Annotated in this window: 25 protein-coding genes; 8 read left to right on the forward strand and 17 right to left on the reverse strand. The window is 75.4% G+C overall.

The window, feature by feature from the left end; genetic code table 11:
* Positions 1-50 precede the first annotated feature (50 nt).
* The 4 genes from ACWDRR_RS22910 to ACWDRR_RS22925 form a co-directional block, all read right to left on the reverse strand.
* Complete coding sequence (locus ACWDRR_RS22910; protein ID WP_449774046.1) at positions 51-1,037, reverse strand: DUF1648 domain-containing protein; 987 nt, start codon at positions 1,035-1,037, stop codon at positions 51-53.
* Positions 1,034-1,381: a GntR family transcriptional regulator gene (locus ACWDRR_RS22915; RefSeq protein ID WP_449774047.1), complete on the reverse strand. Its 348-nt coding sequence runs from the start codon at positions 1,379-1,381 to the stop codon at positions 1,034-1,036. Before ACWDRR_RS22915 ends, ACWDRR_RS22910 begins: the two co-directional genes overlap by 4 nt.
* A 102-nt stretch (positions 1,382-1,483) precedes the next feature.
* Positions 1,484-3,280, reverse strand: a complete 1,797-nt coding sequence (locus ACWDRR_RS22920) for a glycoside hydrolase family 35 protein (RefSeq protein WP_449774048.1) — start codon at positions 3,278-3,280, stop codon at positions 1,484-1,486.
* A gap of 173 nt (positions 3,281-3,453) precedes the next feature.
* Positions 3,454-4,422 (reverse strand): carbohydrate kinase family protein, encoded by a 969-nt coding sequence (locus ACWDRR_RS22925; RefSeq protein ID WP_449774049.1) that lies wholly within the window; start codon positions 4,420-4,422, stop codon positions 3,454-3,456.
* Between the two features lie 336 nt (positions 4,423-4,758).
* Between ACWDRR_RS22925 and ACWDRR_RS22930 the strand changes: the two genes are divergently transcribed.
* Entirely contained in the window at positions 4,759-6,162 is a 1,404-nt protein-coding gene (locus tag ACWDRR_RS22930) for an amidase (protein ID WP_449774050.1), read from the forward strand.
* 24 nt (positions 6,163-6,186) lie between these two features.
* On the opposite strand, the gene ACWDRR_RS22935 is transcribed toward ACWDRR_RS22930, so the two are convergent.
* The gene (locus ACWDRR_RS22935) at positions 6,187-8,181 is read right to left on the reverse strand and encodes an FUSC family protein (RefSeq protein ID WP_449774051.1); all 1,995 of its coding nucleotides are present in this window, start codon (positions 8,179-8,181) and stop codon (positions 6,187-6,189) included.
* Positions 8,182-8,500: 319 nt separating this feature from the next.
* Between ACWDRR_RS22935 and ACWDRR_RS22940 the strand changes: the two genes are divergently transcribed.
* A complete protein-coding gene (locus tag ACWDRR_RS22940; RefSeq protein ID WP_449774052.1) occupies positions 8,501-8,866 on the forward strand; it encodes a hypothetical protein in 366 nt (121 codons plus the stop codon).
* Positions 8,867-8,941: 75 nt separating this feature from the next.
* Here the strand turns inward: ACWDRR_RS22940 and ACWDRR_RS22945 are convergent, their stop codons facing one another.
* The 4 genes from ACWDRR_RS22945 to ACWDRR_RS22960 form a co-directional block, all read right to left on the reverse strand.
* On the reverse strand, positions 8,942-10,276 hold the full coding sequence (locus ACWDRR_RS22945) for an MFS transporter (protein WP_449774053.1): 1,335 nt from the start codon (positions 10,274-10,276) through the stop codon (positions 8,942-8,944).
* Entirely contained in the window at positions 10,273-10,896 is a 624-nt protein-coding gene (locus ACWDRR_RS22950) for an ArsR/SmtB family transcription factor (protein WP_449774054.1), read from the reverse strand. The genes ACWDRR_RS22945 and ACWDRR_RS22950 overlap by 4 nt, the downstream gene beginning before the upstream one ends.
* 124 nt (positions 10,897-11,020) lie before the next feature.
* Positions 11,021-11,470 carry a MerR family transcriptional regulator gene (locus ACWDRR_RS22955; protein WP_449774055.1) on the reverse strand — a complete coding sequence of 150 codons (450 nt, stop codon included), beginning with the start codon at positions 11,468-11,470 and terminating at the stop codon, positions 11,021-11,023.
* 98 nt (positions 11,471-11,568) lie between these two features.
* Positions 11,569-12,588 (reverse strand): MDR family NADP-dependent oxidoreductase, encoded by a 1,020-nt coding sequence (locus tag ACWDRR_RS22960; protein WP_449774056.1) that lies wholly within the window; start codon positions 12,586-12,588, stop codon positions 11,569-11,571.
* A gap of 220 nt (positions 12,589-12,808) precedes the next feature.
* Here ACWDRR_RS22960 and ACWDRR_RS22965 point away from each other — a divergent pair, with 220 nt between their 5' ends.
* Positions 12,809-13,552: a PIG-L deacetylase family protein gene (locus ACWDRR_RS22965; RefSeq protein WP_449774057.1), complete on the forward strand. Its 744-nt coding sequence runs from the start codon at positions 12,809-12,811 to the stop codon at positions 13,550-13,552.
* A gap of 29 nt (positions 13,553-13,581) precedes the next feature.
* Here the strand turns inward: ACWDRR_RS22965 and ACWDRR_RS22970 are convergent, their stop codons facing one another.
* The 3 genes from ACWDRR_RS22970 to ACWDRR_RS22980 form a co-directional block, all read right to left on the reverse strand.
* Positions 13,582-14,238 (reverse strand): DedA family protein, encoded by a 657-nt coding sequence (locus ACWDRR_RS22970; protein ID WP_449774058.1) that lies wholly within the window; start codon positions 14,236-14,238, stop codon positions 13,582-13,584.
* 49 nt (positions 14,239-14,287) lie between these two features.
* On the reverse strand, positions 14,288-14,482 hold the full coding sequence (locus ACWDRR_RS22975) for a DUF1918 domain-containing protein (RefSeq protein ID WP_449774059.1): 195 nt from the start codon (positions 14,480-14,482) through the stop codon (positions 14,288-14,290).
* Between the two features lie 149 nt (positions 14,483-14,631).
* On the reverse strand, positions 14,632-15,312 hold the full coding sequence (locus tag ACWDRR_RS22980; RefSeq protein WP_449774060.1) for a TetR family transcriptional regulator: 681 nt from the start codon (positions 15,310-15,312) through the stop codon (positions 14,632-14,634).
* Positions 15,313-15,584: 272 nt separating this feature from the next.
* Between ACWDRR_RS22980 and ACWDRR_RS22985 the strand changes: the two genes are divergently transcribed.
* Both ACWDRR_RS22985 and ACWDRR_RS22990 read left to right on the forward strand, forming a co-directional pair.
* Positions 15,585-15,845, forward strand: coding sequence for a hypothetical protein (locus ACWDRR_RS22985; RefSeq protein ID WP_449774061.1), 261 nt, complete (start codon positions 15,585-15,587; stop codon positions 15,843-15,845).
* Between the two features lie 233 nt (positions 15,846-16,078).
* Positions 16,079-17,962: an amino acid transporter gene (locus ACWDRR_RS22990; protein WP_449774091.1), complete on the forward strand. Its 1,884-nt coding sequence runs from the start codon at positions 16,079-16,081 to the stop codon at positions 17,960-17,962.
* 91 nt (positions 17,963-18,053) lie between these two features.
* Here ACWDRR_RS22990 and ACWDRR_RS22995 read toward each other — a convergent pair whose 3' ends face one another.
* Positions 18,054-18,572, reverse strand: a complete 519-nt coding sequence (locus ACWDRR_RS22995; RefSeq protein ID WP_449774062.1) for a universal stress protein — start codon at positions 18,570-18,572, stop codon at positions 18,054-18,056.
* Between the two features lie 574 nt (positions 18,573-19,146).
* Here ACWDRR_RS22995 and ACWDRR_RS23000 point away from each other — a divergent pair.
* From ACWDRR_RS23000 to ACWDRR_RS23010, 3 genes are all read left to right on the forward strand, one after another.
* A complete protein-coding gene (locus ACWDRR_RS23000) occupies positions 19,147-19,701 on the forward strand; it encodes a universal stress protein (RefSeq protein WP_449774063.1) in 555 nt (184 codons plus the stop codon).
* A gap of 453 nt (positions 19,702-20,154) precedes the next feature.
* On the forward strand, positions 20,155-20,973 hold the full coding sequence (locus tag ACWDRR_RS23005; protein ID WP_449774064.1) for an SDR family NAD(P)-dependent oxidoreductase: 819 nt from the start codon (positions 20,155-20,157) through the stop codon (positions 20,971-20,973).
* Between the two features lie 850 nt (positions 20,974-21,823).
* On the forward strand, positions 21,824-23,191 hold the full coding sequence (locus ACWDRR_RS23010; RefSeq protein WP_449774065.1) for a hypothetical protein: 1,368 nt from the start codon (positions 21,824-21,826) through the stop codon (positions 23,189-23,191).
* A gap of 111 nt (positions 23,192-23,302) precedes the next feature.
* Here the strand turns inward: ACWDRR_RS23010 and ACWDRR_RS23015 are convergent, their stop codons facing one another.
* The 4 genes from ACWDRR_RS23015 to ACWDRR_RS23030 all read right to left on the reverse strand — a co-directional run bounded on the left by ACWDRR_RS23015 (position 23,303) and on the right by ACWDRR_RS23030 (position 26,653).
* Complete coding sequence (locus ACWDRR_RS23015) at positions 23,303-23,725, reverse strand: DUF3592 domain-containing protein (protein ID WP_449774066.1); 423 nt, start codon at positions 23,723-23,725, stop codon at positions 23,303-23,305.
* A gap of 170 nt (positions 23,726-23,895) precedes the next feature.
* Positions 23,896-24,783 carry a universal stress protein gene (locus ACWDRR_RS23020; protein WP_449774067.1) on the reverse strand — a complete coding sequence of 296 codons (888 nt, stop codon included), beginning with the start codon at positions 24,781-24,783 and terminating at the stop codon, positions 23,896-23,898.
* 29 nt (positions 24,784-24,812) lie between these two features.
* Complete coding sequence (locus ACWDRR_RS23025; protein ID WP_449774068.1) at positions 24,813-25,661, reverse strand: universal stress protein; 849 nt, start codon at positions 25,659-25,661, stop codon at positions 24,813-24,815.
* Between the two features lie 200 nt (positions 25,662-25,861).
* Positions 25,862-26,653, reverse strand: coding sequence for an aldo/keto reductase (locus tag ACWDRR_RS23030; RefSeq protein ID WP_449774092.1), 792 nt, complete (start codon positions 26,651-26,653; stop codon positions 25,862-25,864).
* Between the last annotated feature and the right edge of the window lie 347 nt (positions 26,654-27,000).

The raw sequence follows: 27,000 nt of genomic DNA on the forward strand, positions 1-27,000 counted from the left end.
CCCGGGCCGCCGCCGACTTCGCGCCGCGGAGGACGGCGGCGGCCCGGGAATTACGGCCGCGGTCGGTCGGTGGTGCGCTGCGCGGCCAGCGTGTTGATCAGTGCGGCGCCGCGCTCGGCGTCGTCGACGCTGACCGCGAACTCCGCCCCCGTCCGCGGGTGGACGACCAGGCACTCGCCGCGCCGGAGCATCACGGTGGTGCCCAGCCCGCTCAGCCGGTAGCCCCAGCCGCCGACCTGGGCGGGGGTGCGCTGCTCGACGCGGGCCGACTCGATGCCCTCGATCGGCCAGCGCAGGACCGGCCAGCCCGCGGGGCCGAAGGCGACCTCCAGCCCCTCGGGCGTCACCCGGGCCTGGACGGAGGAGCAGCCGAGCACCACCCCGGCGACGATCGTCAGCGGGGCGACCACCGCCCAGGGGGCGCCGATCAGGCCGCCGGCCGCGGCGATCGCCGCGGCCGCCGCGGCCAGTCCGAGTACGGCGGCGGTCAGTTGGAGCCAGGGGTTGGTCGTCCAGGAGAGCCAGACGAACCGCTCGCCCACCGGTACGTCGAGCACCGGGCCACCGGCCGGCGCCGGGGTGGACACCGTGCCGCGCCGGCCGGCCAGCAGGCCCAGCAGGCCCGCGAGCAGTGCGGCGACCACGGTGACGGCGACCGCCGGGCCCACGCCGGCCGCTGCCGTCCAGTCGGTCCGGTCCAGGTTGGCGTGCACGATGGACGCCTGCGCGCCGGTGAGCAGGACGCCGGTGAAGAGCAGTGTCGCGCCGTACCAGGCCCGCACCGGCCCGCCCGCCCGCCGGAGCGTCAGGGCGAGGATCACCAGCAGTACTGCCCAGACCAGGGCGGGGAAGAGCGGGACGGCCCAGAAGGGCATCGAGTCGTCCGGCCGGCCGCCGTCGCCCCAGTGGGTGGCCACCCGCTCGGGCAGTCGGTCGCCCGCGCCCAGCGGCAGGGCGACCAGTGCCGTCAGGACACCGGCCCCCCAGGCCGCCGCGCTCCACAGCGCTCCACGATTCCGGTTCCCCCCGCCGCTCACGGCAGCCTCCTGATCAGTTCGACGAGATCGGCCCTGCTGTACCCCAGGCGGGCTGCCTCGGCGACCAGCGCGGTCGCCTGTTGCAGCAGTTCGGCCCGTTGGTCGGCGCCGCCCGCGACGGTCACGCCCCGGCCCCGGCGGAACTCCAGCACCCCTTCGTCCCGGAGGGCGCGCAGGCCCCGCAGGACGGTGTTGGCGTTGACGCCCAGCGCGCGGGACAGCTCCCGGGCGGGTGGCAGCCGCTCGCCCGGCGCGCACTCGCCCTCGGCGATCGCGCGCCGGATCGCACCCGCGACCTGCTCGTGCAGGGGGCGGCTGTCCGTGAGGTCCAGCTTGAGCAACATGATGCTAGCGAGAGTAGCACCATCGATCGAGAAGCCGGCCGGTCCCGGAGGCTCCGGGACCGGCCGGCTCGGCAGCCCGTGCGCGCGGCCGGGGGGATCGGCTCAGTAGTCCACGCTGGGAGCGGCCGCCGTGGTGCCCAGGTCCGGGGTGTCGCGGAGCTCGATCGCTTCGCCGTGGGCCTCCAGTTCGAGCACGATCAGCTCGTTGTGCCCCGGGCGCCAGAGCGGGGCCGGCGCGTACAGCGTGCGCTGCGGGCCCTGCCGGGTGTGGCGGCCGAGCAGGAAGCCGTTCAGCCAGAGCAGGCCCCGGCCCCAGCCCGGGAGGGCGACGAAGGCGTCGGCGGGGGTGGACAGCGCGGCCTCGAAGCGGTGGAACACCGGATCCCCGTCCTCGGCCGGCGCGGTGTCGTCGGCGTCGAAGGCGAGCGGGCCCGGGTCGGTGAGCGGGAGCGGGCGGATCTCCCAGTCGAAGAGCCGCTGCCGGTCGTGCGAGACGCCGCGGCCGATGCCCTTGCGGTCGTCGAGCTGCGGGCCGTAGTTCACCCGGCCGAGGGCCTCCACCAGGATGTCCAGCGTGACGCCGGCCGGCCCGGTCTCCAACGCCAGCGTCTCGCCGGGCGCGTTGCGGTCCAGGACGCCGAGCGGCACCCCGTCGGCGAAGACGTGGGCGCGGTCGCCGATGCCGTCGATCCGCAGTGGCGCGGCGGGGCGCGGGCCGGTGACCCGGGTGCGGTAGTGGATCAGGCCGAGCGACTGGCCGACCCGCTCCATCGGCTCCGGCGTCGCGCTGCGGACCGGTGCGGACAGCGCGTCGAGGGCGGTCAGCAGACGGGCGCGGCCGGTCGGGCCGGCGAGCCGCTGCGGGGCGATGCGCGGGGCGGGCTCCGGCAGCGGTACGTCGGGCAGCGGGGCGTACTTGGCGATGACGGACCGGAACGCGTGGAACTTCTCGGTCAGTTCGCCCGCCTCGCCGATCGGCGCGTCGTAGTCGTAGCTGGTCGAGGTGGGCTCGTAGCCGGCGTCGTACGGGTGGGCACCGAAGTGGTTGGCGCCCGCCCAGAAGCCGAAGTTGGTGCCGCCGTGCGCCATGTAGAGGTTGACCGAGGCGCCGGTCGCGAGGAGGTCGTCGAGCGCCCGGGCGGACTCCTCGGGGTCGCGGACGTGGTGCGGCCCGCCGATCCGGTCGAACCAGCCGATCCAGAACTCCATCGCCGCCAGCGGGCCCTCGGGCTGGTGGCGGCGCAGGACGGCGAGCCGCTCGGCGGCCCGTGACCCGAAGGTCGCGGTGGCCAGGTGGCCGGGGATCGCGCCGCTCTGCTGCATGGCGTCCTCGGCGCCGTCCGCGGTGAAGAGCAGGCAGTCCACGCCCCGGCCGAGCAGGCCGTCGCGCAGGTGGGCCAGGTAGGCGGCGTCGTTGCCGTAACCGCCGTACTCGTTCTCGATCTGGACGGCGACCACCGGGCCGCCGCGGCTCGCCAGCAGCGGCAGGATCTCGGGCACCACGGCGTCGAACCAGCCGTCCACCTCGGCCAGGAAGGCCGGGTCGGCGCAGCGCAGCCGCAGGCCGTCGACGGCGAGCAGGCGGGCCGGGAAGCCGCCGAACTCCCACTCGGCGCAGATGTACGGGCCGGGCCGCAGGATCACGTCCAGGCCGTTCGCCTGCGCCAGTGCGGCGAACCGGGCGATGTCCCGCCAGCCGGTGAAGTCCACGTCGCCGGAAGGCAGTTCGTGGAAGTTCCAGGGGATGTAGGTGTCGACGGTGTTGGCGCCCATCGCGCGCAGCCGGCGCAGGCGGTCGTCCCAGAGGTCGGGGTGGACCCGGAAGTAGTGCAGGGCGCCGGAGATGATCCGGTGCGGTGCGCCGGCGCGGCGGAATCCGGTGTCGTCGTAATCGAGCATGGGGCCTGCCTTCGGTGGGAGCGCGATGGCATCGCGGTGTGCCGGGCGAGGGTCGGTGGTCGGACGGTCGGACGGACAGTCGGTGGACGGCCGATCTTCCGGAGCCTACTCGGGGGCGCCCGGCGGGCCGGCGGGCCACGGGGCGCGGGCCCTCGGGCTACGGGGCTGCGGCGCTACGGGGCGGCCGGGCGGGGGGACGGCCGGAGGTCGGCCGGCCAGGGCGGGTTGGGGCCGGCGACCGAGCAGGTCAGGGCGGCCACCCGGGCGGCGAAGCGGCAGGCGTCGTGCACCTCGTCCGAGGTCAGCCCGTCGAGCCGGCCACCCAGCCGGCCGATCCCGCCGAGCCGGTGCAGCAGGCCGCCGGTGAAGGCGTCGCCCGCGCCGATGGTGTCGACCACGACGGTCTCGGGCGCGGCGACGCTCACCCGCTCGCCGTCCAGCGAGGCGAGCGCGCCCCGGGCGCCCAGGGTGATCACGACCAGCCGGACACCGGCCAGGTGCCAGGCGTCGCAGGCGCGTTCGGGGGAGACCCCGGGCAGCAGCAGGTCGAGGTCGTCCTCGCTCAGCCGCAGGATGTCGGCGGCCGCGCACCACAGCGGGAGCCGGGCGCGGTAGACCGCCGGATCGACCAGCAGCGGACGCACGTTGGGGTCGATCGAGACGGTCGGGCGGCCGGGCACCCGGGTCAGCAGCTCCTCGATGAGGGGGCCGCCGGGCTCGCGCACCAGGGCGAGCGAACCGGTGTGCAGGCAGCTCACGCCGGCCAGCGGGAGGGCGGCGAGCTCGGCCGGCGTCCAGGCCCAGTCGGCGGTGCCCTCGGCGTGGAACGAGTAGGCGGCCCGGCCCAGTTCGTCGACGGTGGCGATGGCCAGGGTGCTGGACTCGGCCGCCGTGACACTCCCGCCGAGATCGACGCCGGACGAGTCGAGGTGCTGCCGGAACAGTGCGCCGAAGGGGTCGGCGGAGATCCGGCCGAGGAAGCGGGTCGGGGTGCCCAGCCGGGCCAGCGCGACGGCGGTGTTGGCGGGGCCGCCGCCGGGCAGGACGCGCAGCGCCAGCTCGCCGGGGCGCCGCTCGGCGGAGGAGTCGGTGAACGCGTCCGCGACGCACTCGCCGAGGACGGCGACCGGGAGTTGGGCCATGACGACCGCCTTCGGGGAGGGCTCGCCGAGGAGCCGCTGCGGGGGAGTGGCAGGGGTGTCGCGGGTGGTGTGGCAGGGGTGTCGCGGGGGATGTTGCGGGGCACCTCAGGGTACTTGGGGGCGCCGGGAGGGCGGGGGCAGCGGGGAGCGCCCCGGGAGCGGGGTGTCGGATCGGACCGGGGCCGGGTGCGAACGCCCGTACGCCCCGGGCCGGTTCGGCGCGCGGGGTGCACGGGCGGGTCGCCCGGCCGTCCGGTGGGGTGTCCGGGCGGGCGGAGCGCGCCTAGACTGCGGAACTCTCGCGGTATTACCGACCGGTAGGGATGGGGAGTTCGGATGGCCGAGGAGCGGGTCCACGCGTTCGGGGACGACGCGCTGGGGGAGCACGACGCGGTCGCGCTGGCGGCGCTGATACGGGCCGGCGAGGTGGCTCCCGGTGAACTGGCCGCCGCCGCGGCCGCGCGCGCCGAGCGGGTCGACGCGGCGCTGGCACCCGTCGCGTTCGCGTCGTACGGGCGGCCGCGAAGCGCCGCGGCCGGCGACGGCGCCCCGTTGTACGGGGTCCCGAGCTACCTCAAGGACAACGTGGACCTGAGGGGGATGCCCACCGGGCAGGGGAGTTCGGCGTTCCGGGCCAAGCCCGCACGGCGTGACGCCGGCTTCGCCGAGCAGTTCCTGAGCACCGGTCTGGCGGTGCTGGGCAAGACCCGGATGCCGGAGTTCGGCCTCAACGCCTCGACCGAGTTCGCCGAGGCCCGGCCGGTGCGCAACCCGTGGCGGCCGTCGCACTCGCCGGGGGCGTCCTCCGGCGGGGCGGCCGCGCTGGTGGCGGCCGGTGTGGTGCCGATCGCGCACGCCAACGACGGCGGCGGCTCGATCCGGATCCCGGCGGCCTGCTGCGGCCTGGTCGGACTGAAGCCGACGCGTGGCCGGCTGGTGGCCAACGACCAGGGCCGCCGGCTGCCGATCGACCTGGTCACGGACGGCGTGGTGACGCGCTCCGTCCGCGACACGGCCGCCTTCTTCGCCGCCGCCGAACTCCACCACCGCAACCCGGCGCTGCCCCCGCTGGGACTGGTGGAGGGGCCCGGCGACCGGCCGTTGCGGGTCGGGCTGGTGGTGGACTCCCCGCTCGCCGTCACCGACGGGCCGACCCGGCAGGCGGTCGAGCGGACGGCGGCGCGGCTGGAGGCGATGGGCCACAAGGTCACGCCGGCGACGCTGCCGTTCGGCGAGGACTTCTCCCGGGACTTCACGCTCTACTGGGGCTGCATCGCCTTCATGATCGCCTCCACCGGCCGCCTGCTGCTGGACCCGGGCTTCCAGGCGCGGAAGCTGGACGGCCTGACCACGGGTCTGCGGCGGCGCTTCCACCGCGAGTTCCTCCGCACGCCGGGTGTGCTGCGCCGGCTGCGGCAGGCGGAGGCGGCGTACGGCGGGCTGTTCCGGGACCACGACGTCATCCTGTCGCCGGTGCTGGCCCATGTGGCGCCGCCGATCGGGCACCTGAGCCCGAACGTGGCGTTCGACGAGCTGCTGGAGCGGCTGGGCCGCTATGTGGCCTTCACCCCGGTGAACAACGTGACGGGTGGTCCGGGGATCTCGCTGCCCGCCGAGTCGGCCGGGAACGGGCTGCCGATCGGGGTGCACCTGTCGGCCGCGCACGGTCGGGAGCGGGTGCTGCTGGAGCTGGCCTTCGCCCTGGAGGCGGACCGGCCCTGGCAGCGGATCCAGGACTGAGCCCGGGCCGGCCGGAGCGGGCGCTCAGTGCGGGCCGGGGGCGGCGATCGCCCGCGCCGCCCGCACCTCGTGGCGCAGCGGCGCCAGGACCTCGCCCTCCCCGTCGCCGTCCGCCGGGGCCGGCACCCCGGACGAAGCGGGTGCGCCCGGCGAGGCCGGATCCGTCGCCCCGGCGCGCAGGGCCGCCGCGAGCTCGTCGAGCTCGCGGGTGATCGCGGCGACCTCGGCGGCGGGCGGCGGGTCCACCCCGTGGTCGATCCGGACCCGGGTGGCGGTGGTGGCCTCGACGATCCGCTCGACGGCGATGACCAGCGGCCACCACGCGGCGGCCCGCGCCCCGGTGGGCGGCGGCTCGGTGAGCGCCCGCTGGAACTCCGACCGTACGGCGGTGAGGTCCCGGTAGAGCCTGCGCCGGTGGCGGAGCCGGGCCGCGTCGTCCCGGCCGGGCTCCGGGGCGAAGGCCAGCGAGACGTAGGCCGCCGTGTCCGCGGCCGCGTCCGCGAGCCGGTCGCCGATCCGGGTGTGCCAGGACTCCAGCCAGAGCAGGTAGCCGGCGATCAGCGAGACCGCGCAGCCGATCAGCGAGTCGTAGAGGCGGGGTGCCACCAGCCGGGAGCCCTGGTGGTTGAGCAGATCGGAGAGCAGCAGGATGACCGGTGTGATGGCGGCGGTCTGGAAGGCGTAGCCCTTCGCGGAGAACGCCGGGATCAGCATCCCGAGCAGCGCGATCGTCGGCACGTCCCACCACCCGCGCGGCACCTCGGCGAGGACCGGGATCGCGATCAGCAGGCCGACCGCCGTGCCGAACGCGCGCAGCACGGCGCGCGAGAAGACCGAGCCGAAGTCCGGCTTCATGACGAAGGTGACGGTCAGCGCCACCCAGTACGAGCGGGGTACCGCGATCACCGAGACCAGCGTCTGGGCGAGGCCGATGCAGACCGCCAGCCGCAGGCCGTAGCGCCAGGACGCCCCGGACAGCAGGGCCGCCCGGGCCGTGCGCCGGGCCCGGACGCCGAGGGCGGCGGGGCGGCCGAGCCGGTCGGCCCCGCCGAACGGGTCGGGCGCGGGCTCCCCGGCGACGTTGGCCGCGTACCGCAGGGCCTGGTCGATGGCCCGCTCCGACGGACCGGTCGGCCGCGGCAGGTCGAGGGCGTGGGGTTCACCGGGGTGCCCGCGCTCGACGGTGTCGGCCAGTGCCAGGGCCGCCGCCGGGTACGCGTCCGGCAGCGGGCCGAGGGTGGCCGCCGGGCGCAGCTTGGCCGCCGAGGCGGCCTCCACGACCGGGATCACGGCGTTGAGCTGGGCGAGCAGCCGGGTGAGGCCGGGGGAGCGGCCGTGCCGGCGGGTGCGCAGGGCGAGCAGCAGATCGTACGACCGGTTGAGCGACTGGGTGACGGCGAGGCGCCGCTCGTCGTGCGCGGGGGTGCCCGCCGCCCGGAGGAAGTCGGCGACGGTCCGGTACGTGTCGGCGACCGCCGCCCGCTCCGGGACGCCACCGCGCAGCGGCCAGGCGAACAGGGTGAGGCCGAGCACCACCAGGCCGCCGAGGAGGAGCAGCAGCGGCGGCTTCCACCAGGGCGCGGGCATCGGCAGGCCGGCGCCGACGACGGCGTTGAGCAGGAGCAGCAGCCCGGACACCGAGGCGACCGCGCCGATCGAGGAGATCATGCCGGAGACCAGCGCGATCAGGGTGAGCACCACGACGGCGAGCCAGCCCTCCCCGTACACCAGGGTGCCGAGCATGACGCCGACGGCGCCGAAGAGCTGGGGGACGGCGATGTTGTAGACCCGCATCCGGTAGGCGTCGGCGGTGTCGCCGATGACGCCGGAGAGCGCGCCCATCGAGGCGAGGGCGCCGTACTCGGGCCGCCCGGTGGCCAGGCCGACGGCGAGCGGCGCGGAGAGGGCGACGGCGGCGCGGGCGACGGCCGCCCAGGGGATCGGCGCGGGGTGCGGGCGCAGGCCGGCGGTGAGCCAGCTGGGGGGTGCGAGCCGGCCGGCTCGTGAGCTCCGTGCCATGGGAGAAACGTACGGCTCCGGGGCGGGGCGGGCCCGGTCCCGGCGGGCCGCCGTCCGGCCGCGTCGGGCCGGACCGGGTCACCTCGGGTCGGTCGTACCGGAAGGGCCGGGCCGTTCGGCCGGTGGTTCCTTGGGGTGGACTCGGCGGACCGCCGGGTGCGCCGCTGCGCGGGACCGGACCGGGTGGGCCAGCATGCCGGACAGGCCCGGGCAGCGTGTCCGACGGCGTCCGGGCCGCAGTTGTCCGTCCGCGCACCCGGAGGGCCGCCGGCCCGGACCCCGCGCGGCGGCCGATCCCCGAAGAGCTGGAGCCCCGCTGATGATGACCGTGTTCCGCATCGACGCTCCCCCGACCGGCATCGAGGTCGCCGGGGGTGGTGCCGACCCCACCGACGAGCAGATCGAGCAGGAGAGCAAGGCGCGGCAGGCCTTCCTGGACGCCGTCTCGCCCCATCTCGCGGCCCTGCCCGAGCGGCCCGTCAGCCACTCGGGCAACGTCGCGAAGGTGGAACTGCTCGGGTCGAACGTGGTGTCCCGGCTGAACCAGTACCTGCTGCTGGTCACCGTCGACATCGGCGATCCGCGGATCGACTTCGACTCCTTCGTGCCGCCCGGCACCACCGTGACCCTGACGGGTGCCGACTTCAAGCCGCTGTCCCAGTGGCCGGGCGGCCCCCGCGCCTGACCACCGGCCCGGACCCGCCCGGCGGGCCCGGGCCCTTCGCTGCCCGCCCGCCGCCGCGCGGGGTCCGCCCGGGCGTCAGGTGCTGCGGACGGCGGTCGGGGAGGCGGCCGGCGCGGTCAGGGTCGAGGAGGTGACGGGGAGGTCGCGCAGCCGGCGCAGGGGGGACAGCCAGAGCACGGTGGCGGCGAGCGGGACGGCGGCGGTGGCCAGCCACATCGCGGGCAGGACGCCGAGGGCGGAGGCGGTCGCGCCGCTGGCGAGCGCGCCGACGGGGATGGTGCCGTAGTTCAGGAAGGAACTGCTCGCGCTGATCCGGCCGAGCACGTGCGCGGGGACGTGGCGCTGCTGGAAGGTGGCCCGGACGACGTTCCCGGCGACGATGCCCGCCGAGACGGCGAAGCCGCCGACGACGTAGCAGGCGACCCCGGCACCCGGCGTGGTCAGCGGGATGAGCAGGGCGAGCGTCGGCACCCAGAACTGGAAGAGCAGCATGGCGCGGGCGGTGCCGATCGCGGCTCCCACCCGGCGGGCGAGGGCCGCGCCGAGCACGCCGCCGGCACCGGCGGCGCCGACGACCGCGCCGATCGCGCCGTCGGAGAGGTGGCCCCGTTCGACCAGGAAGACGACCTGGATCGACTGGTAGCCCATCAGCGCCATGTTGGCCAGGGCGCCGTTGACGGCGAAGGTGCGCAGCCAGACGTCGTGGGTGATCAGGCGCAGGCCCTCGGCGACCTCGCGCCGCAGACTCGGGCCGTTGCCGGTGTTGTTCTCGTTGCTGTTGTCGTTGCCCCGGCCGTCGCGCGGGCGGGGTGCGGGTTCGCGGGTGCGGATCGCGGCGGTGGAGCAGAGCGAGACGAGGAACGTGGCGGTGTTCACGAGCAGGCTGTTGACCGGGCCGAAGACCTGGGCGACGGCCCCGCCGGAGCCGAGGCCGACGATCTGGGCGGCCGAGGCGCTGCCGTGCAGGGCGGCGTTCCCCTCGGCGCGGTCCGGTTCGGCGACGACGGTGGGGAGGTAGGCGGTGTACGCCGTCTGGAAGAAGACCTCGGCGGCGCCGGCGGCCGCGGCGACCGCGAGGAGCTGGCCGACGGTGAGGAGGCCGAACGCCGCGGCGGCGGGGACGGTGAGGTAGAGCACGAGGGCGACGGCGGTCGAGACGAGCATGACCGTGCGCCGGCGCATCCGGTCGACCCAGGCGCCGGCCGGCAGGCCGATCAGCAGCCAGGGCACCCACTTCGCGGCGACCACCAGGGCGGCCTCGAAGGCGTCGGCGTGCAGGGCGCCGACGGCGATCAGCGGTAACGACAGGTTGGTGAGGGCGCCGCCGAACCGGCCGGCGACCTCGCCGGTGAAGAGCAGGCGGAAGTCACGGTTGCGGCGCAGCAGCCCGCCGCGGGCGTCGCGGCTCATGCGGTGCCGCGCGTCTTGCGGGGGAAGGCCTGGAGCTGCACCACGATCGGCAGCGCCTCGGGGGCGGGCTCGGCGTCCGGGGCGGGGGTGTGGCGGTTGACGACCTCGACCAGATCGTCGTTGAGCGCCCTGAGTTGAGCGGGGGTCAGGCGGAGGTTGGTCCAGTCCGCGATGGTCCCGGCGCCCAGCCAGTCGCCCTCCCAGTCCTCGCTGAGGTACGAGGTGACCCGGTTGAAGTAGTGCTGCACCAGCTGGTGCGTGTAGAGCGAGACCGCGCCCCGGCTGTCGGGGTCGTCGCGGAACTCGTCGGTGTTCAGCTCGTTGCGCACGGGGATCCGCCGCCACCAGCGCTCGCGCTTGGTGCCGCGCCCGGTCTCCTCCTCGATGAAGCCGTGCTCGGCGAGGTGGCGCAGGTGCCAGCTGACGGTGCCGGTGTTCTCGCCGAGCCGCTCGGCGAGCCGGGTGGCGGTGGCGGGGCCGTCCAGGTTCAGCAGCTCGAAGATCTGCATCCGCAGCGGATGGGCCAGCCCGCGCAGGCTGCGGGCGTCGAGCCGGCGGAGCGGGCGGTCGGGCTGGGCCGGGAGCTCCGGGCGGCCCGACGGGTCCGGGTGTTCGGTCATGCCGCCATCGTAGGATGCAGAGAGTTCTCTGCATAGGGATATCTGCAGAGAAACCTCTGCAACATGTCCGAGGCGGAGCGGGGCGCCGTCGGCCCTCCGACGGGCGGGGCTCGGAGGACGGGCGCTAGGGGCGCGGGGTCCGGCGGGTGGGGGACGGGCGGGCCGGCCCCGGGGCCCGGTCCACCGGGTCGGGTTCGGGGGGCGACCGCCGGGCCTGCCGGGCCAGGTTGTCGCGCAGCTCGGTCAGACGGGCGATCTCGGCATCGAGGGCGGCCAGCCGCCGGTCGACGACCGGGACGAAGGTCTCGGCCCCCGAGCCGTCGGCGGAGCCGCAGCTGCGCGGCTCGCCCTCGGTCAGCCGGTGGAGCCGGTGGGCACGGCTGCGCAGGTCCTCGACGGTGAGGCCGAGGGCCAACAGCTCGCGGATCACCCGCACCCGGGCCACCTCCGCCGGCCCGTACTCGCGTTGGCCGGCCGCCGTCCGCGCCGGTGGCGGCAGCAGCCCGCGCTGTTCGTAGAAGCGCAGCGCCCGGGGTGTGGTGCCCGCCGCTGCCGCCGCGTCCCCGATCCGCATCCGGCCTCCCGCCCCTCCCCGGCCCGTGCCGCCGACGTCCCGCCCGCCGGTCGTTCCGGTGGGGGCGAGCGACGCCGCCCCCACCGTGCCGGCGTTCCTCAGAGCTCGACGATCGTGGCCCCGAAGGTACGACCTCCGATCAGCTGGGGCAAGGCCTGCGGGGCCCGGTCGAGGCCCGCCACGGCCGTCCACGGGAAGGTGATCCGGCCGGCGCGCAACCAGTCGCCGAACTGCCGCCGCCACTGCGCCTCCAGGTCGGGGTGGTCCTGGCCGCGGAACCCGCGCACGGTGACACCCCGGGTGAGCAGCCGGAAGGTGTCGACCGTCGCCGGGGAGCTGCCGCCGAGGCGGTCCGGGGCCAGCTGTCCGGCCAGCGCCCCGACCAGGGCGAACCGCGCGCCCGGCCGGGCCGCGTCGACGGCGGCGGTGAGCTGTTCGCCTCCGACGGTGTCCAGCAGCACGTCGATGCCGTCCGGCGCGGCCTCGGCCAGCTGCTCGCGGATCGGCCCGGCGCCGCGGACCAGGACCGCGTCGAAGCCGAGTTCGGCCGTCAGCCGGGCCGCCTTGGCCGGCGAACCGGTGGTGCCGATCACCCGGGCGGCTCCCAGCAGCCGGGCGACCTGCCCGGCCACCGTGCCGACCGCGCCCGCCGCGCCGGTCACCAGCACGACGTCGCCGGCGCGCACCCCGGCCGACCGGGTCAGCCCGCCGTACCCGGCGGAGCCGGGGGAGAGCAGGGCGACCGGGTCCGGCAGCGAGTCGTCCACCGGGGTGAAGTCCGTGCTGTCGCCCACCACGTGGTCCCGCCAGCCGTGCAGGTGCGTGACCAGCCGGCCGGGGCGCAGCGGGCCGTCCGCCGGGGCGGCGAGCACCTCGCCGAGCGCGGGGCCGAACAGCGCCCGGCCCGGCCGGATCGGTGGCAGCGGGAGGCCGGCGACCTCGCCGCCGATCAGCGTGCGCAGGCCGGGGAAGACCAGGAAGGCGCGGTTGCGCACCAGGACCTGGCCCGGGCCGGGTGCGGGCAGCGCGGTCTCGACGAGGGCGAAGTGCTCCGGGGCGGGCAGCCCGGCCGGGGCGGCGGTCAGCCGGACCTCGCGGGCGGTCGTGGGGAGGGGCATCGCGGTTCTCCGGTGGAGCCGGGGCAGCGGGCCGTCCCGCCGCGGGTGCCGGGACGCTAACCCCTGACCCGCGCGTCAGGGGCAAGCGGTCGGGCGGGGGCGGTGTCTGACGGTCGATCGGCCGAGTGATCTTCTAGAGTCGCCAGCGGTACGACCGTACGACCATCGTGCGGTCGGCCGTTCGACTGCGCGGAGCGCGACACCGAGAGGCGGCACCACCATGAGCGACCAGCAGGCACCCGAGCCGTTCGAGCCCGTCGACGAGGACTGGCAGACCGCGCTGGCGGTCGTCGCCCACCCCGACGACATGGAGTACGGCGGGGCCGCCGCCGTCGCCCGCTGGACGGCCGGGGGCAAGAAGGTGGTCTATGTGATGGTCACCAGCGGTGAGGCCGGCATCGACACGATGAGCCCGGAGGAGTGCGGCCCGCTGCGCGAGGCCGAGCAGATCGCCTCCGCCGCCGTGGTCGGCGTCGACACCGTCGAGTTCCTCGGGTACCCGGACGGTGTGCTGGAGTACGGGCTGCCGCTGCGCCGCGACATCGCCCGGGCGGTCCGCCGCCACCGCCCGGACATCGTCATCACCAGCAACTTCCGTGAGACGTACGGCGGGACGTTCCTCAACCAGGCCGACCACATCGCGGTCGGCCGGGCGACCCTGGACGCGGTCCGGGACGCCGCCAACCGCTGGGTGTTCCGCGAGCTGGTGGCCGAGGGGCACGAGCCGTGGGGCGGGGTGCGGGCGGTCTGGGCGGCCGGCTCGCCCGAGGCGCGGCACGCCGTGGACACCACCGAGCACTTCGACAAGGGCGTCGAGTCGCTGGCCGAGCACAAGGCGTACCTGGCCGGACTGGGTGGTGTGATGGCCGAGCCCCGGGAGTTCCTGGAGGGCTTCGGCCGGGGCGCCGGCAGCCGGCTCGGTACGCGCTTCGCCGTCCCGTTCGAAGTGTTCCCGCTCCGCTGAGGGGCGCGGCGCGGCGGGCCCGGCGGCGCTCAGGAGCCGTCGCCGGCCCGGTCGGCGTGCTCGCGACGGCGCCGCCGGTGGCGCAGCAACTGCCGGACGGCCAGCGCCGCGCAGAGCACGCCGAGGGCGATCAGCAGCCACAGCTGGTACCGGATCGCCGTCCGGTACACCGCGCCGATGTTGGCCCCGGCCAGGTAGCCGAAGGCGGACCAGACCCCCACCCAGAGCGCCGCGCCGAGCACGTTGAAGGGCTGGAACCGCCGCCAGGGCATCTCGGTGGTGCCGGCGATGATGCCGCTGGTCTGGCGCAGCCCGTCCACGAAGCGCGCGACGGTGACGACCTTGCCGCCGTGCCGGGCGAAGAAGGCGTCGGCGCGCCGCATCCGGGCCGGGGTGAGCAGCACGTAGCGGCCCCACCGGTGGACGAAGGCGCGGCCGCCGGTGCTGCCGATCAGGTAGCCGAGGCTGTTGCCGAGGACCGCGGCCGCGAAGGCGATCCCGACCACGCCGGCGAAGCTGAGGTGCCCGGCGCCGGCGTAGACGGCGGCCAGCACCAGGATGGTCTGGCCGGGAGCGGGGACGCCGCAGTTGTCGAGCAGGACGAAGAGCGCCACGGCCGGGTAGCCGTACTGGTCGAGCAGTGGTGCCAGCCCGGCGAGCGGCCCGGGCAGGGCGGGCTCGGACACGTGACTCACCACCCCGTGCCGGTCGGGCGCGGGGTGGTGGCCGGATGGGTCAGCGGAGCGCCTCGCGGCGTTCGATGTTGCAGTCGGGGCCGGGGTAGACCAGACCGGTGTGGCCGTCCTCGAAGCGGACCATGTACGGCGGCTCGCCCTCCGCGCCGCGCACCTCGATGATCTCGCCCTTCTGGTCGACCATGCCCACCGACCTGCTGTGGATGTGGAGCTGGTCACCTACCGCTGCGTGCATGGTCTGCTCCTCGGGTAGCGATGGCCGCGCCGGCGGCCGTTCTGCTTCCACTGTGCTGCGGCCCGGGCGGGCCCGCAACGGCGTGGCCGCGTGGCCGGTGCGGCGCCCCGGGCGCCGTCGGAGGGCCGGCCGCCGTCCGTCGGGGCCGGTCAGCGGGGGCCGAGCTGCTCGGCGAGGTAGCAGCGGACCAGCCGCTTGCACTCGGCGATCAGCGCCGGGTCGCCGTCCGGAGCGCTGCGGAAGGCGAGCTTGAGCACCGCGTCCGCCGCCTCCAGGGCCACCCGCAGGGAGAGCGTGAGCGCCGCCGGGTCGGCCGTCGTGAAGAGTTCGCCGCCGAGTGCCTGCAGGCGCAGTGCGACGGCGGTGTTGTTGTCGAGGTCGCTGTCGAGCAGGTGCCGGTCGTCCCGGACCCCGGCGGGGACGGCCGCGCCGGCCAGTCCGAAGTCCACCTGGCCGAAGCCGGGCACCGCCCGCTTCATCGCGACGAACTCGTCCACCGCGAGGTCGGTGAACCCGGCGGTGCCGGCCGGCGCCTCGTCGCGCAGCCGGCGGTCGAGGCGCTCCAGGTACCGGTCGAGGTTGCGGCCGGCGAGCGCGGCCAGCAGGTCCTCCTTGCCGGCGAAGAACTGGTACAGCGTGCCGATCGGCACCTGGGCGCGGTGCGCGACCTCCTTGGTGGTGAGCGCGGTGGCGCCGACCTCGTCGAGCAGCCCCGCGCAGGCGTCCAGCAGCCGCTGGTAGCGCTCCTGGCTGCGCTGCTGCACCGGCCGCCGCCGGCCCGGTCCGCTGTTCTGCCCGGCCACCCGGTGACTCCTCGTGTCCGCGCTCATGGGGCCACTGTGCCGCATCGGGTGTTCCACCGGCGAATCATCGACATGAGAGGTGCTCATATTCTGCGTTCCGGTCGCGCGCCGGGGTGCAGCCGTCCCCGGGACGGGAGCAGCGACGCCCGGCCTCCGGCTCGGGTGTCAGTGTTCCGTCAGCAGTCGCGTCGGCGGAATCAAGGAAGCGTCAGCGCCCGTCCACGGCCACCCGGCGCGGATTAGCGTCGTGCTCTCCGGGCGACCCGGGCCGGTCGCCCTCTACCGGAGGTGAGGTCCACGTGGCCGTTCTCGGTGCCTTCCAGCGCCTGCCGTTCCACTCCGGCGCCCGTAGCCGGGGGTCCGCGGGGGCGGCCCTGGCGGCGGTCGTCCGCAGGCTCGCCGACAGTCCGCTCGACAGCAGCGTGCTCCGGGCCGTGGGTGGTGCGACGGCCTCCGGCGCGGTCGGCGGCGGGCGGGGCGGGCTGAGCGCGGCCTGGCGCTCCGTGGCCGGGCCGGACGGCGTCCGGCGGCTCGAAGCGCGGTGGGAGTCCGGGCGCTGAGCGTGCCTGCGGTCGGAGGAGAGCGTTCCGCCATTGCGGCGACATCGTTCCGGCGCTGCGCGGTCTGATCATCCGAGCCGCATACCCTGTCGCTTTGCCGTCGCTGCGACGGCGAGGCGGTGCGAATCTGTGGACAGGGGTGCGGCGTGGTTTCGTCGGGTGCAGCCGATCCGGGGCCCGTGCCGTCGGGGCGGCACCGCTTGCGCGCGTGGTTGCTGGAGGGGCTGGCCGACATGGCCAAGCAGTACCCCGGGCCGCACGCGCAGGCGCCCGTCGAGCACAAGGGCGCCCGCTGGTGGCGGGTGATGTGCCTGACCGGTCTGGACTACTTCTCGACGCTCGGCTACCAGCCGGGCATCGCCGCACTGGCGGCCGGCCTGCTGTCCCCGGTGGCGACGATCGTGCTGGTGCTGGTCACGCTGTTCGGCGCGCTGCCGGTGTACCGGCGGGTGGCGCAGGAGTCCCCGCACGGCGAGGGCTCGATCGCGATGCTGGAGCGGCTGCTGTCGTTCTGGAAGGGCAAGCTCTTCGTCCTCGCGCTGCTGGGCTTCGCCGCCACCGACTTCATGATCACCATTACGCTGTCGGCCGCCGACGCCACCGCGCACATGGTGGAGAACCCGCACCTGCAGAGCGCGCTGGGCGGCCGGCAGGTGCTGATCACGCTCGTCCTGGTCGCCCTGCTGGGCGGCGTCTTCCTCAAGGGGTTCAGCGAGGCGATCGGCCTGGCCGTGGTGCTGGTCGCGATCTACCTCACGCTGAACGTGGTCGTCGTCGCCACCGGGCTCTGGGAGGTCGCGCAGTCCCCGCACCTGGTCACCGACTGGTCGGACGCGCTGACCGCCGAGCACGGCAACGTGGTCGCGATGATCGGCGTCGCGCTGATCACGTTCCCCAAGCTCGCGCTCGGCCTGTCCGGCTTCGAGACCGGCGTCGCGGTGATGCCGCACATCGAGGGCGACCCGGAGGACACCGAGGAGCGGCCGACCGGCCGGATCCGGGGCGCCAGGAAGCTGCTGACCACGGCCGCCCTGATCATGAGCGTCTTCCTGATCACCACCAGCTTCATCACCACCCTGCTGATCCCCAAGCCGGCCTTCGAGCCCGGCGGGGCGGCCAACGGCCGGGCCCTCGCCTATCTGGCGCACGAGTACCTGGGCAACACCTTCGGCAGCATCTACGACCTCTCCACGATCCTCATCCTCTGGTTCGCCGGCGCCTCGGCGATGGCGGGCATGCTCAACCTGCTGCCCCGCTACCTGCCGCGCTACGGCATGGCGCCGCAGTGGGCGCGCGCGGTGCGGCCGATGGTCATCGTGCTCACCCTGATCGCCTTCCTGGTGACCTGGATCTTCGACGCGAGCGTGGACGCCCAGGGCGGCGCGTACGCCACCGGCGTGCTGGTGCTGATCAGCTCGGCCGCGATCGCCGTCACCATCGCCGCCCACAAGGCCCGGCAGCGCAACTGGACCATCGGCTTCGCGGCGATCGCGGCGGTCTTCGTCTACACCACGGCGATCAACATCGACGAGCGGCCGGACGGCGTGAAGATCGGTGCCTGCTTCATCGCCGCCATCATCCTGGTGTCGCTGCTCTCCCGGCTGAAGCGGGCCTTCGAACTGCGGGTGACGGACGTCGTGTTCGACGAGGCCGCCGAGCGGTTCGTCCGCGACTACACGCACCGCCCGCTGCGGCTGATCGCCAACGAGCCGAACAGCCGCGACCTCGCGGAGTACCAGGAGAAGAAGCGGCAGATCCGGGCGGACAACGACATCCCGCCCGAGGACGACCTGGTCTTCGTCGAGGTCACCGTGCTCGACCCGTCGGAGTTCGAGACCGTGCTGACGGTCCACGGCGAGGTGCTGCACGACCGCTACCGGGTGCTCACGCTGGAGAGCTCCAGCGTGCCGAACGCCCTGGCGGCGCTGCTGATCGAAGTCCGGGACCGGACGGGGCAGCAGCCGCACATCTACTTCGAGTGGACCGAGGGCAACCCGTTCGCCCAGTTCCTGCGGTTCTTCCTGTTCGGCCACGGCGAGGTCGCGCCGGTCACCCGCGAGGTGCTGCGCGAGGCCGAGCCGGACCGCAGCCGCCGCCCCCGCGTCCACGTCGGGTGAGCGCGCCGCCGCGGGGGGCGGGTCCCGTCGCGGTGCGACGCCCGCGGAGAGCCGGTCCCACCGGGTGCCGGAGCCGCCGGGAGTGCCGTGCTCAGCGGGCCCGGACGCCGGCCGCCGCCCGGTCGTGCCGCCCGGCGGCGAGCGGGACGGGGCCGCCGCTGCGGGCGGTGAGCTCCAGCGACTCCAGCAGCTCCGACGGCGAAACGGCGACCACGGGGCAGGGCGCGTGGGTGCGGCAGTGGCGGGTGACGGAGCCGCGCAGCAGGTGGTCGAGGCGGCCGTGACCGCCGGCGCCGAGCACGATCAGGTCGTCCGGGCCGGCGGCGGCGACCAGGGCCGGACCGGCCGGGCCGCGGATCACCAGCGGGTGGAGGACGAGGCCGGCGGGGTAGCCGCCGTAGGCCTGCTCGAAGGTGGTGTCCAGGCGCTTGCGGGCACCGTGCTCCAGCTCGGAGAGGGGCCGCAGGCCGTCGCGGTCCGACGGCTCCCAGGCGGTCAGCGGGACGAGCGTCGCATCGCGCCGGGCGGCTTCGTCGACGGCGCGGTACAGGGCCGCGAGACTGCTCAACGACCCGTTGAGTCCGACGATCACCCGCGTGGTGCCGGTCATGGCCGCTCACCTCCTTCTCGGTGTTCCGTTGCCTCCAGTGAACCTGCGGTGGCGCGCCGGGGAGCCCTTGCTGATGGGGCCCTGATGTCCGATGCGCGCTTCTTGACGGGGCCTTGACGACGGGCATCGGGCGTCGGGCGTCGGGCGTCGGGGATCGGGTGTCGGGTGTCGGGCGTCGTGGGTCAGGGTCAGGGGTCGGGCGTCAACCGGGGCCGGGGACGAACCGCAGGAGCGGGTCGACGGCCTTGATGCCGAGGAAGGGCAGGATCAGCCCGCCCAGGCCGTAGGCACCCGACCAGTACCGCGCGCCGGACGGGCCGGGGCCGGTCCTTGACGGAAGCCCGGCGGGGACCGGCGCGGCGGCCGACGCAACCTTGGCGCGGAGCGGGGTGCGGCCGTCCGGGGCGGGGCGGGCCGCCTGCGGTGCGGCGTCAAGACCGCGTTCGGATCATGGTCGGCCGCGTCAGAGACCCGTCAAGACCGCGTCGCCCCGCCCGGTCCGGCGGTTTCCCTGGAAGCGGCTGAGAACCAGTCGAGAACCGGCAGTGCACCGCAGCGGCGTGAGGAAAAGGACATGAACGGCAACCACCGGAACGACGAGCGGACCCGGAACCGCGTGGTGGTCGGCGTCAGCGGCTCCCTGGGCAGCCTGGCCGCCCTCCACCGCGCCGTCGCCGTGGCCCACCGGACCGGGGCCGAGGTCGTTCCCGTGCTGGCCTGGCAGCCGCCGGGCGGCGAGTACGGCTACCGCCGCTCCCCCTGCCCGCCGCTGCTCGCGGCCGCCCGGGACGCGGCGGAGCTGCGCCTGCGCGATGCCCTGGACGCGGCCTTCGCCGGCGTCGACCCGGGCGTCCCGATGAACCCGCTGGTGGTGCGCGGCGAGACCGGCCCCGCGCTGGTCGGGAGCGCCGACCGCCCCGGGGACCTCCTCGTCGTGGGGCGCAGCGGAGGCCTGCTGCGCCGCCGCCTGCGCTCCTCGGTGACGGCGTACTGCGTGCGGAAGGCCGGCTGCCCCGTCCTCGCCGTTCCGAGGCCGGAGCTCCAGCACGACCTGGAGACCCTGCACCGGCGCATCCACTGGCACCTCCCGGTCGGACCCGCGCCCGAGCTGGTCCGCGCCGAGGGATAGCCCGCGCCGAGGGATGGTGCGCCGGGCGCCCGCGCCGCCGGGACGTATCGCGGCCGGCCCGGCCGGAGCGGGCCGTCGGAGCGTCGGCGCCAAAGGCGCGTCAGGGAGTCGTCAGGGGCCCGTCAGGGCCGGTGCGCCGGGCTTGCCCGGGCGTCGCGGGGTCGCGTTGGATGAGGGACATGAACCGCTCGACACGCCACCACGACCGCCCGCCGCATACGCGGCCGCCGGTCGTCGCTGTCGCGGTCACCGCCGCCGTCCGGTAGGTCCGAGCCTCCCCGCCCGGCCACCGGCCCGCGTGCCGCGCAGTGCCGTCCGCCTCCTCCGCCGCTTCGGGCGGGGGAGGCGCACGCGTCCTCCACCGTTCCGCCTTCCTCGCACCACCGGCCCCCCGCGGCGTGCTCCGGCACGCCGTGCGACACCCCGGTGGTGCCCGCCACCCTTGGATGGGTCATGTCCGACGCTGTTCTGTCCGCTCGCACCACCCTTGTCACCGGCGCCTCCTCCGGCATCGGCTGGGAGAGCGCCCGCCTGCTGGCCGGGCTCGGTGCCACCGTCCTGGTGCACGCCCGCACCGCCGCCGAGGCCGGGGGCGCCGTCGACCGGCTGGTCGCCGCCGGCGCCCGGCGCGACCAACTCGTCGAGCTGGCCGCCGACTTCACCCACCTCGCGGAGGTCGCGGCGCTGGCCGGCACGGTGGTCGGGCACTACCCGGCGCTGGACCTCCTGGTCAACAACGCGGCCGTGATGGCGCCCGAGCGCTGCACCCTCACCGACGACGGCAACGAGGTCTCGCTCCAGGTCAACTTCCTCGCCGCGCACCTGCTCGCCAAGCTGCTGCGCGCCCCGCTCTCGGCGGCCGGGGACGCTCGCATCATCAACGTCTCCTCGTCCCTGCACCGCACGGCCTCGATGAACTGGTCCGACCCGCACCGGGCGAAGCGGTACTCCCGGGTCGCGGCCTACGCCCAGTCGCAGCTGGCGCTCACCATGGCCACCGCCGACATGGCACCGGCCGGTTCGGGCATCACCGCGGTGAGCCTCAACCCGGGCCTGTGCGACACCGCGCTGCTCCCGCTGTACGGCCGGGTCGGCGGGCCGGCGGCCGAGGGTGCGGCCGCCGTGGTGCGGCTCTGCCTGCCGCAGGTCCCGCTGCTCAACGGCGAGTACTACGACGGCGGCGAGCTCGCCCCGACGGCGGCGGTCGCGCAGGAGGAGCGCTCGCAGAAGCGCCTCGCCAAGCTGGCCGACCAGCTCGTCGGCCAGGCCTGACCCACCCCGCACCGGCGGAACCGGCGTACCGGCGGAACTGCCAGAGAAGGAACGACATGTCCAAGCGTGCCCGCAAGAAGAAGACCCGGCGGAAGAAGAAGGCCAACCACGGCCGCAAGCCGAGCTGATGACCGGTGGCCCAACCCGATGACCCATGGCCGGGTGACCCGATGACCCACCCGGTGCCGCGTGCCACCGGCACCGGGTGAACCCCGACGGCCCCCGGAGGCCCTCGTCCGACTGTGGCGGACGGGCGGCCCCGGGGGCCTCGGCATGCCTCCCGGCCGAGGTCCGAGGTGTGAGGTCCGAGGTGTGAGGCCCGGGGGTCGGAGGGGGAGGGCCACGGCCGCAGCCAGGACGGGTCGATCCGCCGTGCGCCGCACGCTCGAAGCCGACCCGGCGCGGCCACGTCACCCGATCACCGAGTCCGGGGCCGGCTGCCGCCGCCGGCCCCGAATTCGGGCGCCAATGGTGCGTCAAGATCCCCGGGCGGGGCGTCAAGGAGGCGTCAGGAGCGGCCGGTCGCGGTGCCGCCGGGGCATAGCGTCAGCGGCGAGGAAACGGTTCGCCACCAGGGTTGACGACTGAACGGCGACCGTGCCGAAATCCCAGCCCCGACGGTTCCTTCGGGGCCGTTTCGGCGGCCAGTGAAAACAGGGTAGGGGGGCGCGCGGCGATGCCAACGGGTAGGTCGGGCCGATCGGTCGTCGTGGGGACGGGCTCGCCGGGGGTGGCGGGCTTCGAACCGGCCGTACCGACACCCGCGCCGCACGCCCCCCGTCACTGGACTCCTCGGGCGCGGGCCTCCCACGGCTGGCTCCGCCGGTCGTGGTGGAACACGCCGCGCCTGGTGCGCGGCCTCGCGGGGCTCTGCCTGGCGGCACTGGTCCTCGCCGGAGCGGTCGGCGCCACCGTCCTGGCCGGCGCCCGGGACGGCGCCGACGCGATCGGTCAGCACGCCGCCCCGCAGGTGGTGCGCTCGGCGGACCTCTCCTTCGCCCTGAACGACATGGACGCCCAGGCGGCCAATCTGCTGCTGTTCGGCGCCGATCCGGACTTCGCGGACGCCCGCGGGCAGGCCCTGGAAACGTACGAGCAGCGCCGTGCCCAGGCGGACACCGACCTTCAGCGGGTGGCCGAGGCGGTGGCGGGCGATCCGGCCGGGCAGCGGGCGGTGCAGACGGTGATCGGTGAACTCGGCCGCTACGAGGGCCGGGTGGCCCGGGCGCAGCTGCTGGAGGAGCAGGCCCACGCGCCGGCCGGCAAGCCGTCGGCGGAGGCGCTCACGGCGTACCGGGAGGCGACCGACCTGCTGCGGCAGCGGCTGCTGCCCGCGGTGGACGAGGTCACGGCGGCCAACGCGGCCACCGTGGAGCGGATCTACGCGGCGCAGCGGGGCGATCTGGGTGCCGGCCGGTGGTGGTTCCTGCTGACCGGCCTGCTCGCGCTCGTCGCTCTCGCCGCCTTGCAGCGTCTTCTGACGCTCCGTTACAAGCGGCTGGTGAACCTTCCGTTGGCCGTCGCCACCCTGCTGGCGCTGTTCGGCCTGCTCGCCGGAGCGGCCCTCGCCTCCCGGGCGGACCGCCAGTCGGTCGTCGCCAAGAGCAACTCCTACGACTCGGTGATCGCGCTCGGCCGGGCCCGGGCGGTGGCGTACGACCTGAACGCGGACGAGAGCCGCTACCTGACCGATCCGGCCCGGGCGGCCGCGTACGAGCAGAGCTTCTTCGACAGGACGCAGTCCTTCGCCCGCGTCGACGGCGCCACCCTTGCCACCTACAACGCGAAGCTCGCGGCCCTGGCGGACGCGCACCGGGCCGACCGCACCGGCGTCCCGTTCGGCGGGTTCCTGGGCGACGAGCTCCGCAACGTCACCTTCGCCGGCGAGCAGGACGCGGCGGAACGCGTGCTGACGGCGTTCCAGGCGTACCAGCGGGACGACCGCACGATCCGTGAACTGAACGCGCAGGGGCGGCTGAAGGAGGCGATCGGCTTCAACACCGGTCTCGCCGCCGGCCAGTCCAACGCCGATTTCGGCGTCCTGAGCGCGGCGCTCGACGACGTCCAGGCGATCAACCGGCGCGCGCTCGACCACGCGGTCGCGGCCACCGACGACGATCTCGACGCCGTCTGCGCCGCCGCCGGGGCGGTCACCCTGGCCCTGGCGGCGGCGCTGACCGTCCTGGGGGTCCGACCCCGGCTGCGGGAATTCGCCTGACGCGTCCGGTGGCGTACCCGGGCGGACCGGGGGCGCGCTGCCGGGGGTCGGCGCGGGGTTCGAAGTCCTTGTGAGGTCACGGGAGTTGCGTGGATCCGCCCGGCGCCGGACTCACCCGCCGAGGAGCACCACGACGAGTGCGGCGAGCACCATGACGCCGCCCAGCCCCAGGAAGGCGTACTCCAGCCGGCGGCGCTCGCGGCCGGCGACGAGGACCAGGCGAGGATCCGCCGGGTCGTAGCGGAGCGCGACGTAGGAGCCGTCGACGAGGGGCACCCGCCGGCTCGACGGCACCGGCGAGAACACCTCCACCACACGGCCGTCCTCGGTGGTGAACTGCAGCAGCGGACGGGAGACGGCCGAGCGGTCCTCCGGTGCGGGGAGGCGCTCGCGCACCAACGCCCGCACCGGCACGCCGACCCGGCGCAGCCGCTGGAGATCCCGCAGGCCCGCCACGCCGGCCAGGTGGGCGACGAGGCCGCCCAGCCCCGCGAACACCGCCAGGGCGGCGGCGATCCCGGTCGTCGTTCCCACGGTTCCTCCCGTCCCGGAACCCGTGCGCCGGATCCGCCGCTCGCGACCCTCCCAGTATCGCCGTCACGGAACGGGCCGGGCGTTACCCCGGCGTCAAGGTTCCGGCGGGAGGGCCGCGCCGCTCAGTGCCCGTCGACCCGCGCCGCTCAGTGCCCGTCGACCCGCGCCGCTCAGTGCCCGATGTCCGGGGGAGCGGGCACGGTGACGACCGGGCAGTGGGCGCGGTGCAGCAGCCCGTGCGGGACGGACCCGAGCCGCATGCCGGTGAACCCGCCGCGCCCGCGGCGCCCCACCACGACGCCGATCGCGTGCTCGGAGGCCCTGGCGAGCTCCTCGACGGGGTGGCCGAGGAGCACGGCACGGGTGAGCGTGAGGTCGGGGTACGCGGCCCGGCGGCCGGCCGTCGCCTCGTCCAGGAGTTGCCGCAGCTCCTCGTCGGCCGCGTCCTCGTCGACCTGGGCGCTCCGGCGCGACCGCCGGACCCGGACGGCGTGCAGCGCGGCCCGGTGCCGGGTGGCGAGGTCGAAGGCGAACTCCACCGCCGCCGCGGAGGACGGGCTGCCGTCCACGCCGACCACGACGTAGGGCTCCGCCGGCTCCTCCCGGGCGGCGTCCTCCGCTTCGCGGACCACCACCACCGGGCAGTGGGCCTGGGCGCTCACCGGGACGGTCACCGAGGAGGCGCTCAGCACCTCCTCCAGCCGGTTCAGCCCGCGCGAGCCCAGGACGACGAACGCGGCGTGCGCGGACTCCCGGCAGAGCGCCGGGGCGGCGACGTCCTCCGCGACGGCCGCGGTCACCGACAGGTCCGGGTGCCGTCGGAGGGCGAGGGCGGCGGCCTCGTCCAGCGCCCGCCGGCCGCGCTCGCGCAGCTCCTCGCGGTACTGCTCCGCCCCGAGCGCGCGCCGGTCCTGGGAGGTCGGCGGCAGGGCGTGGACCAGCCGCAGCGGCCGGCCGCCGAGGTCCGCCTCGTCGGCGGCCCAGGCCACCGGTGTGGCCCCCGGGGCGAGCGCGTCCACGCCGAGGACGATCGGACGGTTGCTGCTGGCGGACGTCATGGCTCCTCCACCGGATCCGGCGCCGGGGCTCAGCCCGGCACGACGGCGACCGCGCAACCGGCGTGCTGGACCACCGCCTGGCTGGTCGAGCCGAGCCTGCCGAGCGGTCCGCGCGGCTCGCCGTGCCGGCCGACGACGACCAGCCGCTGCGTCTGCGACCCGGCGACCAGCTCCCGGGCCGGGTTGGACCGGACCGAGGTCGCCGTGACGGTGACCTCCGGGTACCGTTCACGCCGGCCGGCCAGCACCTCGGCCAGCAGCCGCTCGTGCTCGTCGGCGATGTCCGCCTCCTCGTAGACCAGGGGGAGGTCGTGCGCGGGGCCGGCGACCAGCGGATAGGCCCAGGCGTGGACGGCGAGCAGCGGGAGGTTCCGCCGCCGCGCGGAGTCGAACGCGTAGTCCAGCACCTCGTCGTCGTGCCCCCTGCCCTGGACGCCCACCAGCACCCCGCCGGCTTCCGCCTTGGCGGGGTGCACCACGACGACCGGGCAGTCGGCGTGGGCGGCGGTCTGGAGGCCGGTCGAGCCGAGCAGCAGGCGCGGGAAGCCTCCCGAGCCGCGCGCGCCCAGGACCAGGAGCAGTGCGCCGCCGGAGGCCTCGGACAATGCCTGCCGCGGGTGGTCGTCCACCAGCTCGGTGGCGATGTCGAGGCCGGGGTGGCGGAGCAGCACCTGGGCACGTGCCGCGTCGAGCAGAACGGCGCCCGCCTCCTGGCTGAGCCGTGTCTCCTGGCCCGCGGGAGCGTGCGCCGCTTCACCGAACCAGGCGTGGACCAGGCGCAGCGGTGCCTCCCGCAGCCAGGCCTCGTCCGACGCCCAGTCCACGGCCTCCAGGCTCGACTGCGAAGCGGCGACACCCACGACGACGGGGTTTCTCATGGCCGGCTCCTCCTGACTGCGGGGCGGCATCGCGGGACGGCCCGGTGCTCGCACCGGGAACCGCGTCCGGGTCTGCGTCCAGGCCTGCGTCCAGGCTATGCCGCCACCCGCCCGACAGCAGGGCGAGCGGCCGGGCGCCCGGCTCGGGGCCGCGAACGCCGCCGGCCGGGGCCGGGACCGGAGCCGGGACCGGGGCCGGGTCAGGCGACGTTGAACGTGTCCGGGTCGGGGCCGATCCGGCCTCCTGCGTCGAGGGCGGCCACGGTCGCCAGGTCGTCGGCGTCCAGGGCGAAGGAGAACAGGTCGAGGTTCTCCCGCATCCGCTCGCGGGAGGCGGACTTCGGGATCACCACGTGGCCCTGCTGCACCTGCCAGCGGAGCACCACCTGCGCGGGGGACACGCCGTACTTGGCACCGATCGACGCGAAGGCGGGCTCGCGCAACAGGCCCTGGCCCCTGCCGAGCGGGCTCCACGCCTCGGTGACGATGCCGTGGGCCGCGTGGACGGCGCGCAGGGCGTGCTGCTGCAGCCGCGGGTGGAGCTCGACCTGGTTCACGGCGGGCACGGTACCGGTCGCCTCGAAGAGCCTGCGCAGGTGCGCGGGCTGGAAGTTGGACACGCCGACGGCGCGCGCCAGGCCGTCGGCGAGGATCCTCTCGAAGGCGCGCCAGGTGTCCACGTACCGGTCGAGGGCGGGGGCGGGCCAGTGGATCAGGTACAGGTCGACGTGGTCGAGCCCCAGCCTCGTCAGCGACGCGTCGAGGGCGCGCAGCGCGGGGTCGTACCCCTGGCTGTCGGTCCAGACCTTGGTGGTGACGAACAGCTCGCGGCGCGGCACCCCCGACGCCGCCAGGCCGCGCCCGACGCCGGACTCGTTGCCGTAGACACCGGCCGTGTCGACGCTCCGGTAGCCCGCCTCCAGGGCCGTCCCGACCACGGCCGCGGCGCTGCGGTCCGACACCTGCGACGTCCCGAAACCGACGGACGGCATGGTGACGCCGTTGTTGAGGGTGACGGTGGGAATCCTCGGCACGACTGATGGGTCCTCACGCTCGCTCCGGACGTCTTCGAGGGCTCAACGCGACGGGCTGGCAGGCGGGTTCCCGCGGCTGACCCCTATCTTCGGCCGGCCGAGGAGTGCCCTCGGGTAGGGGGTGTCCGGTCCGTGGTCGTCGCCGTTCCCGAGTCCATGATTCCCGCGAGCGCGGTGTCGGTGATGAGCACCGGCTATCACGCTCCGTCGTAGTGCGGACACGAAATTGACCTTGGTGGTCGGGTTGCGGCCTGGGTAACGTTTCGAACGCATGTGGTAACCGACTCGGATGGGGGATTCGAGTG

The organism is Kitasatospora sp. NPDC003701, assembly GCF_053587085.1.

Coding starts and splice junctions, on each gene's coding strand:
- ACWDRR_RS22915 (WP_449774047.1), bottom strand. CDS start 1,381: ATGTTGCTCAAGCTGGACCTCACGGACAGCCGCCCCCTGCACGAGCAG.
- ACWDRR_RS22920 (WP_449774048.1), bottom strand. CDS start 3,280: ATGCTCGATTACGACGACACCGGATTCCGCCGCGCCGGCGCACCGCAC.
- ACWDRR_RS22925 (WP_449774049.1), bottom strand. CDS start 4,422: ATGGCCCAACTCCCGGTCGCCGTCCTCGGCGAGTGCGTCGCGGACGCG.
- ACWDRR_RS22930 (WP_449774050.1), top strand. CDS start 4,759: ATGGCCGAGGAGCGGGTCCACGCGTTCGGGGACGACGCGCTGGGGGAG.
- ACWDRR_RS22935 (WP_449774051.1), bottom strand. CDS start 8,181: ATGGCACGGAGCTCACGAGCCGGCCGGCTCGCACCCCCCAGCTGGCTC.
- ACWDRR_RS22940 (WP_449774052.1), top strand. CDS start 8,501: ATGATGACCGTGTTCCGCATCGACGCTCCCCCGACCGGCATCGAGGTC.
- ACWDRR_RS22945 (WP_449774053.1), bottom strand. CDS start 10,276: ATGAGCCGCGACGCCCGCGGCGGGCTGCTGCGCCGCAACCGTGACTTC.
- ACWDRR_RS22950 (WP_449774054.1), bottom strand. CDS start 10,896: ATGACCGAACACCCGGACCCGTCGGGCCGCCCGGAGCTCCCGGCCCAG.
- ACWDRR_RS22955 (WP_449774055.1), bottom strand. CDS start 11,470: ATGCGGATCGGGGACGCGGCGGCAGCGGCGGGCACCACACCCCGGGCG.
- ACWDRR_RS22960 (WP_449774056.1), bottom strand. CDS start 12,588: ATGCCCCTCCCCACGACCGCCCGCGAGGTCCGGCTGACCGCCGCCCCG.
- ACWDRR_RS22965 (WP_449774057.1), top strand. CDS start 12,809: ATGAGCGACCAGCAGGCACCCGAGCCGTTCGAGCCCGTCGACGAGGAC.
- ACWDRR_RS22975 (WP_449774059.1), bottom strand. CDS start 14,482: ATGCACGCAGCGGTAGGTGACCAGCTCCACATCCACAGCAGGTCGGTG.
- ACWDRR_RS22980 (WP_449774060.1), bottom strand. CDS start 15,312: ATGAGCGCGGACACGAGGAGTCACCGGGTGGCCGGGCAGAACAGCGGA.
- ACWDRR_RS22990 (WP_449774091.1), top strand. CDS start 16,079: ATGGCCAAGCAGTACCCCGGGCCGCACGCGCAGGCGCCCGTCGAGCAC.
- ACWDRR_RS22995 (WP_449774062.1), bottom strand. CDS start 18,572: ATGACCGGCACCACGCGGGTGATCGTCGGACTCAACGGGTCGTTGAGC.
- ACWDRR_RS23000 (WP_449774063.1), top strand. CDS start 19,147: ATGAACGGCAACCACCGGAACGACGAGCGGACCCGGAACCGCGTGGTG.
- ACWDRR_RS23005 (WP_449774064.1), top strand. CDS start 20,155: ATGTCCGACGCTGTTCTGTCCGCTCGCACCACCCTTGTCACCGGCGCC.
- ACWDRR_RS23020 (WP_449774067.1), bottom strand. CDS start 24,783: ATGACGTCCGCCAGCAGCAACCGTCCGATCGTCCTCGGCGTGGACGCG.
- ACWDRR_RS23025 (WP_449774068.1), bottom strand. CDS start 25,661: ATGAGAAACCCCGTCGTCGTGGGTGTCGCCGCTTCGCAGTCGAGCCTG.
- ACWDRR_RS23030 (WP_449774092.1), bottom strand. CDS start 26,653: ATGCCGTCCGTCGGTTTCGGGACGTCGCAGGTGTCGGACCGCAGCGCC.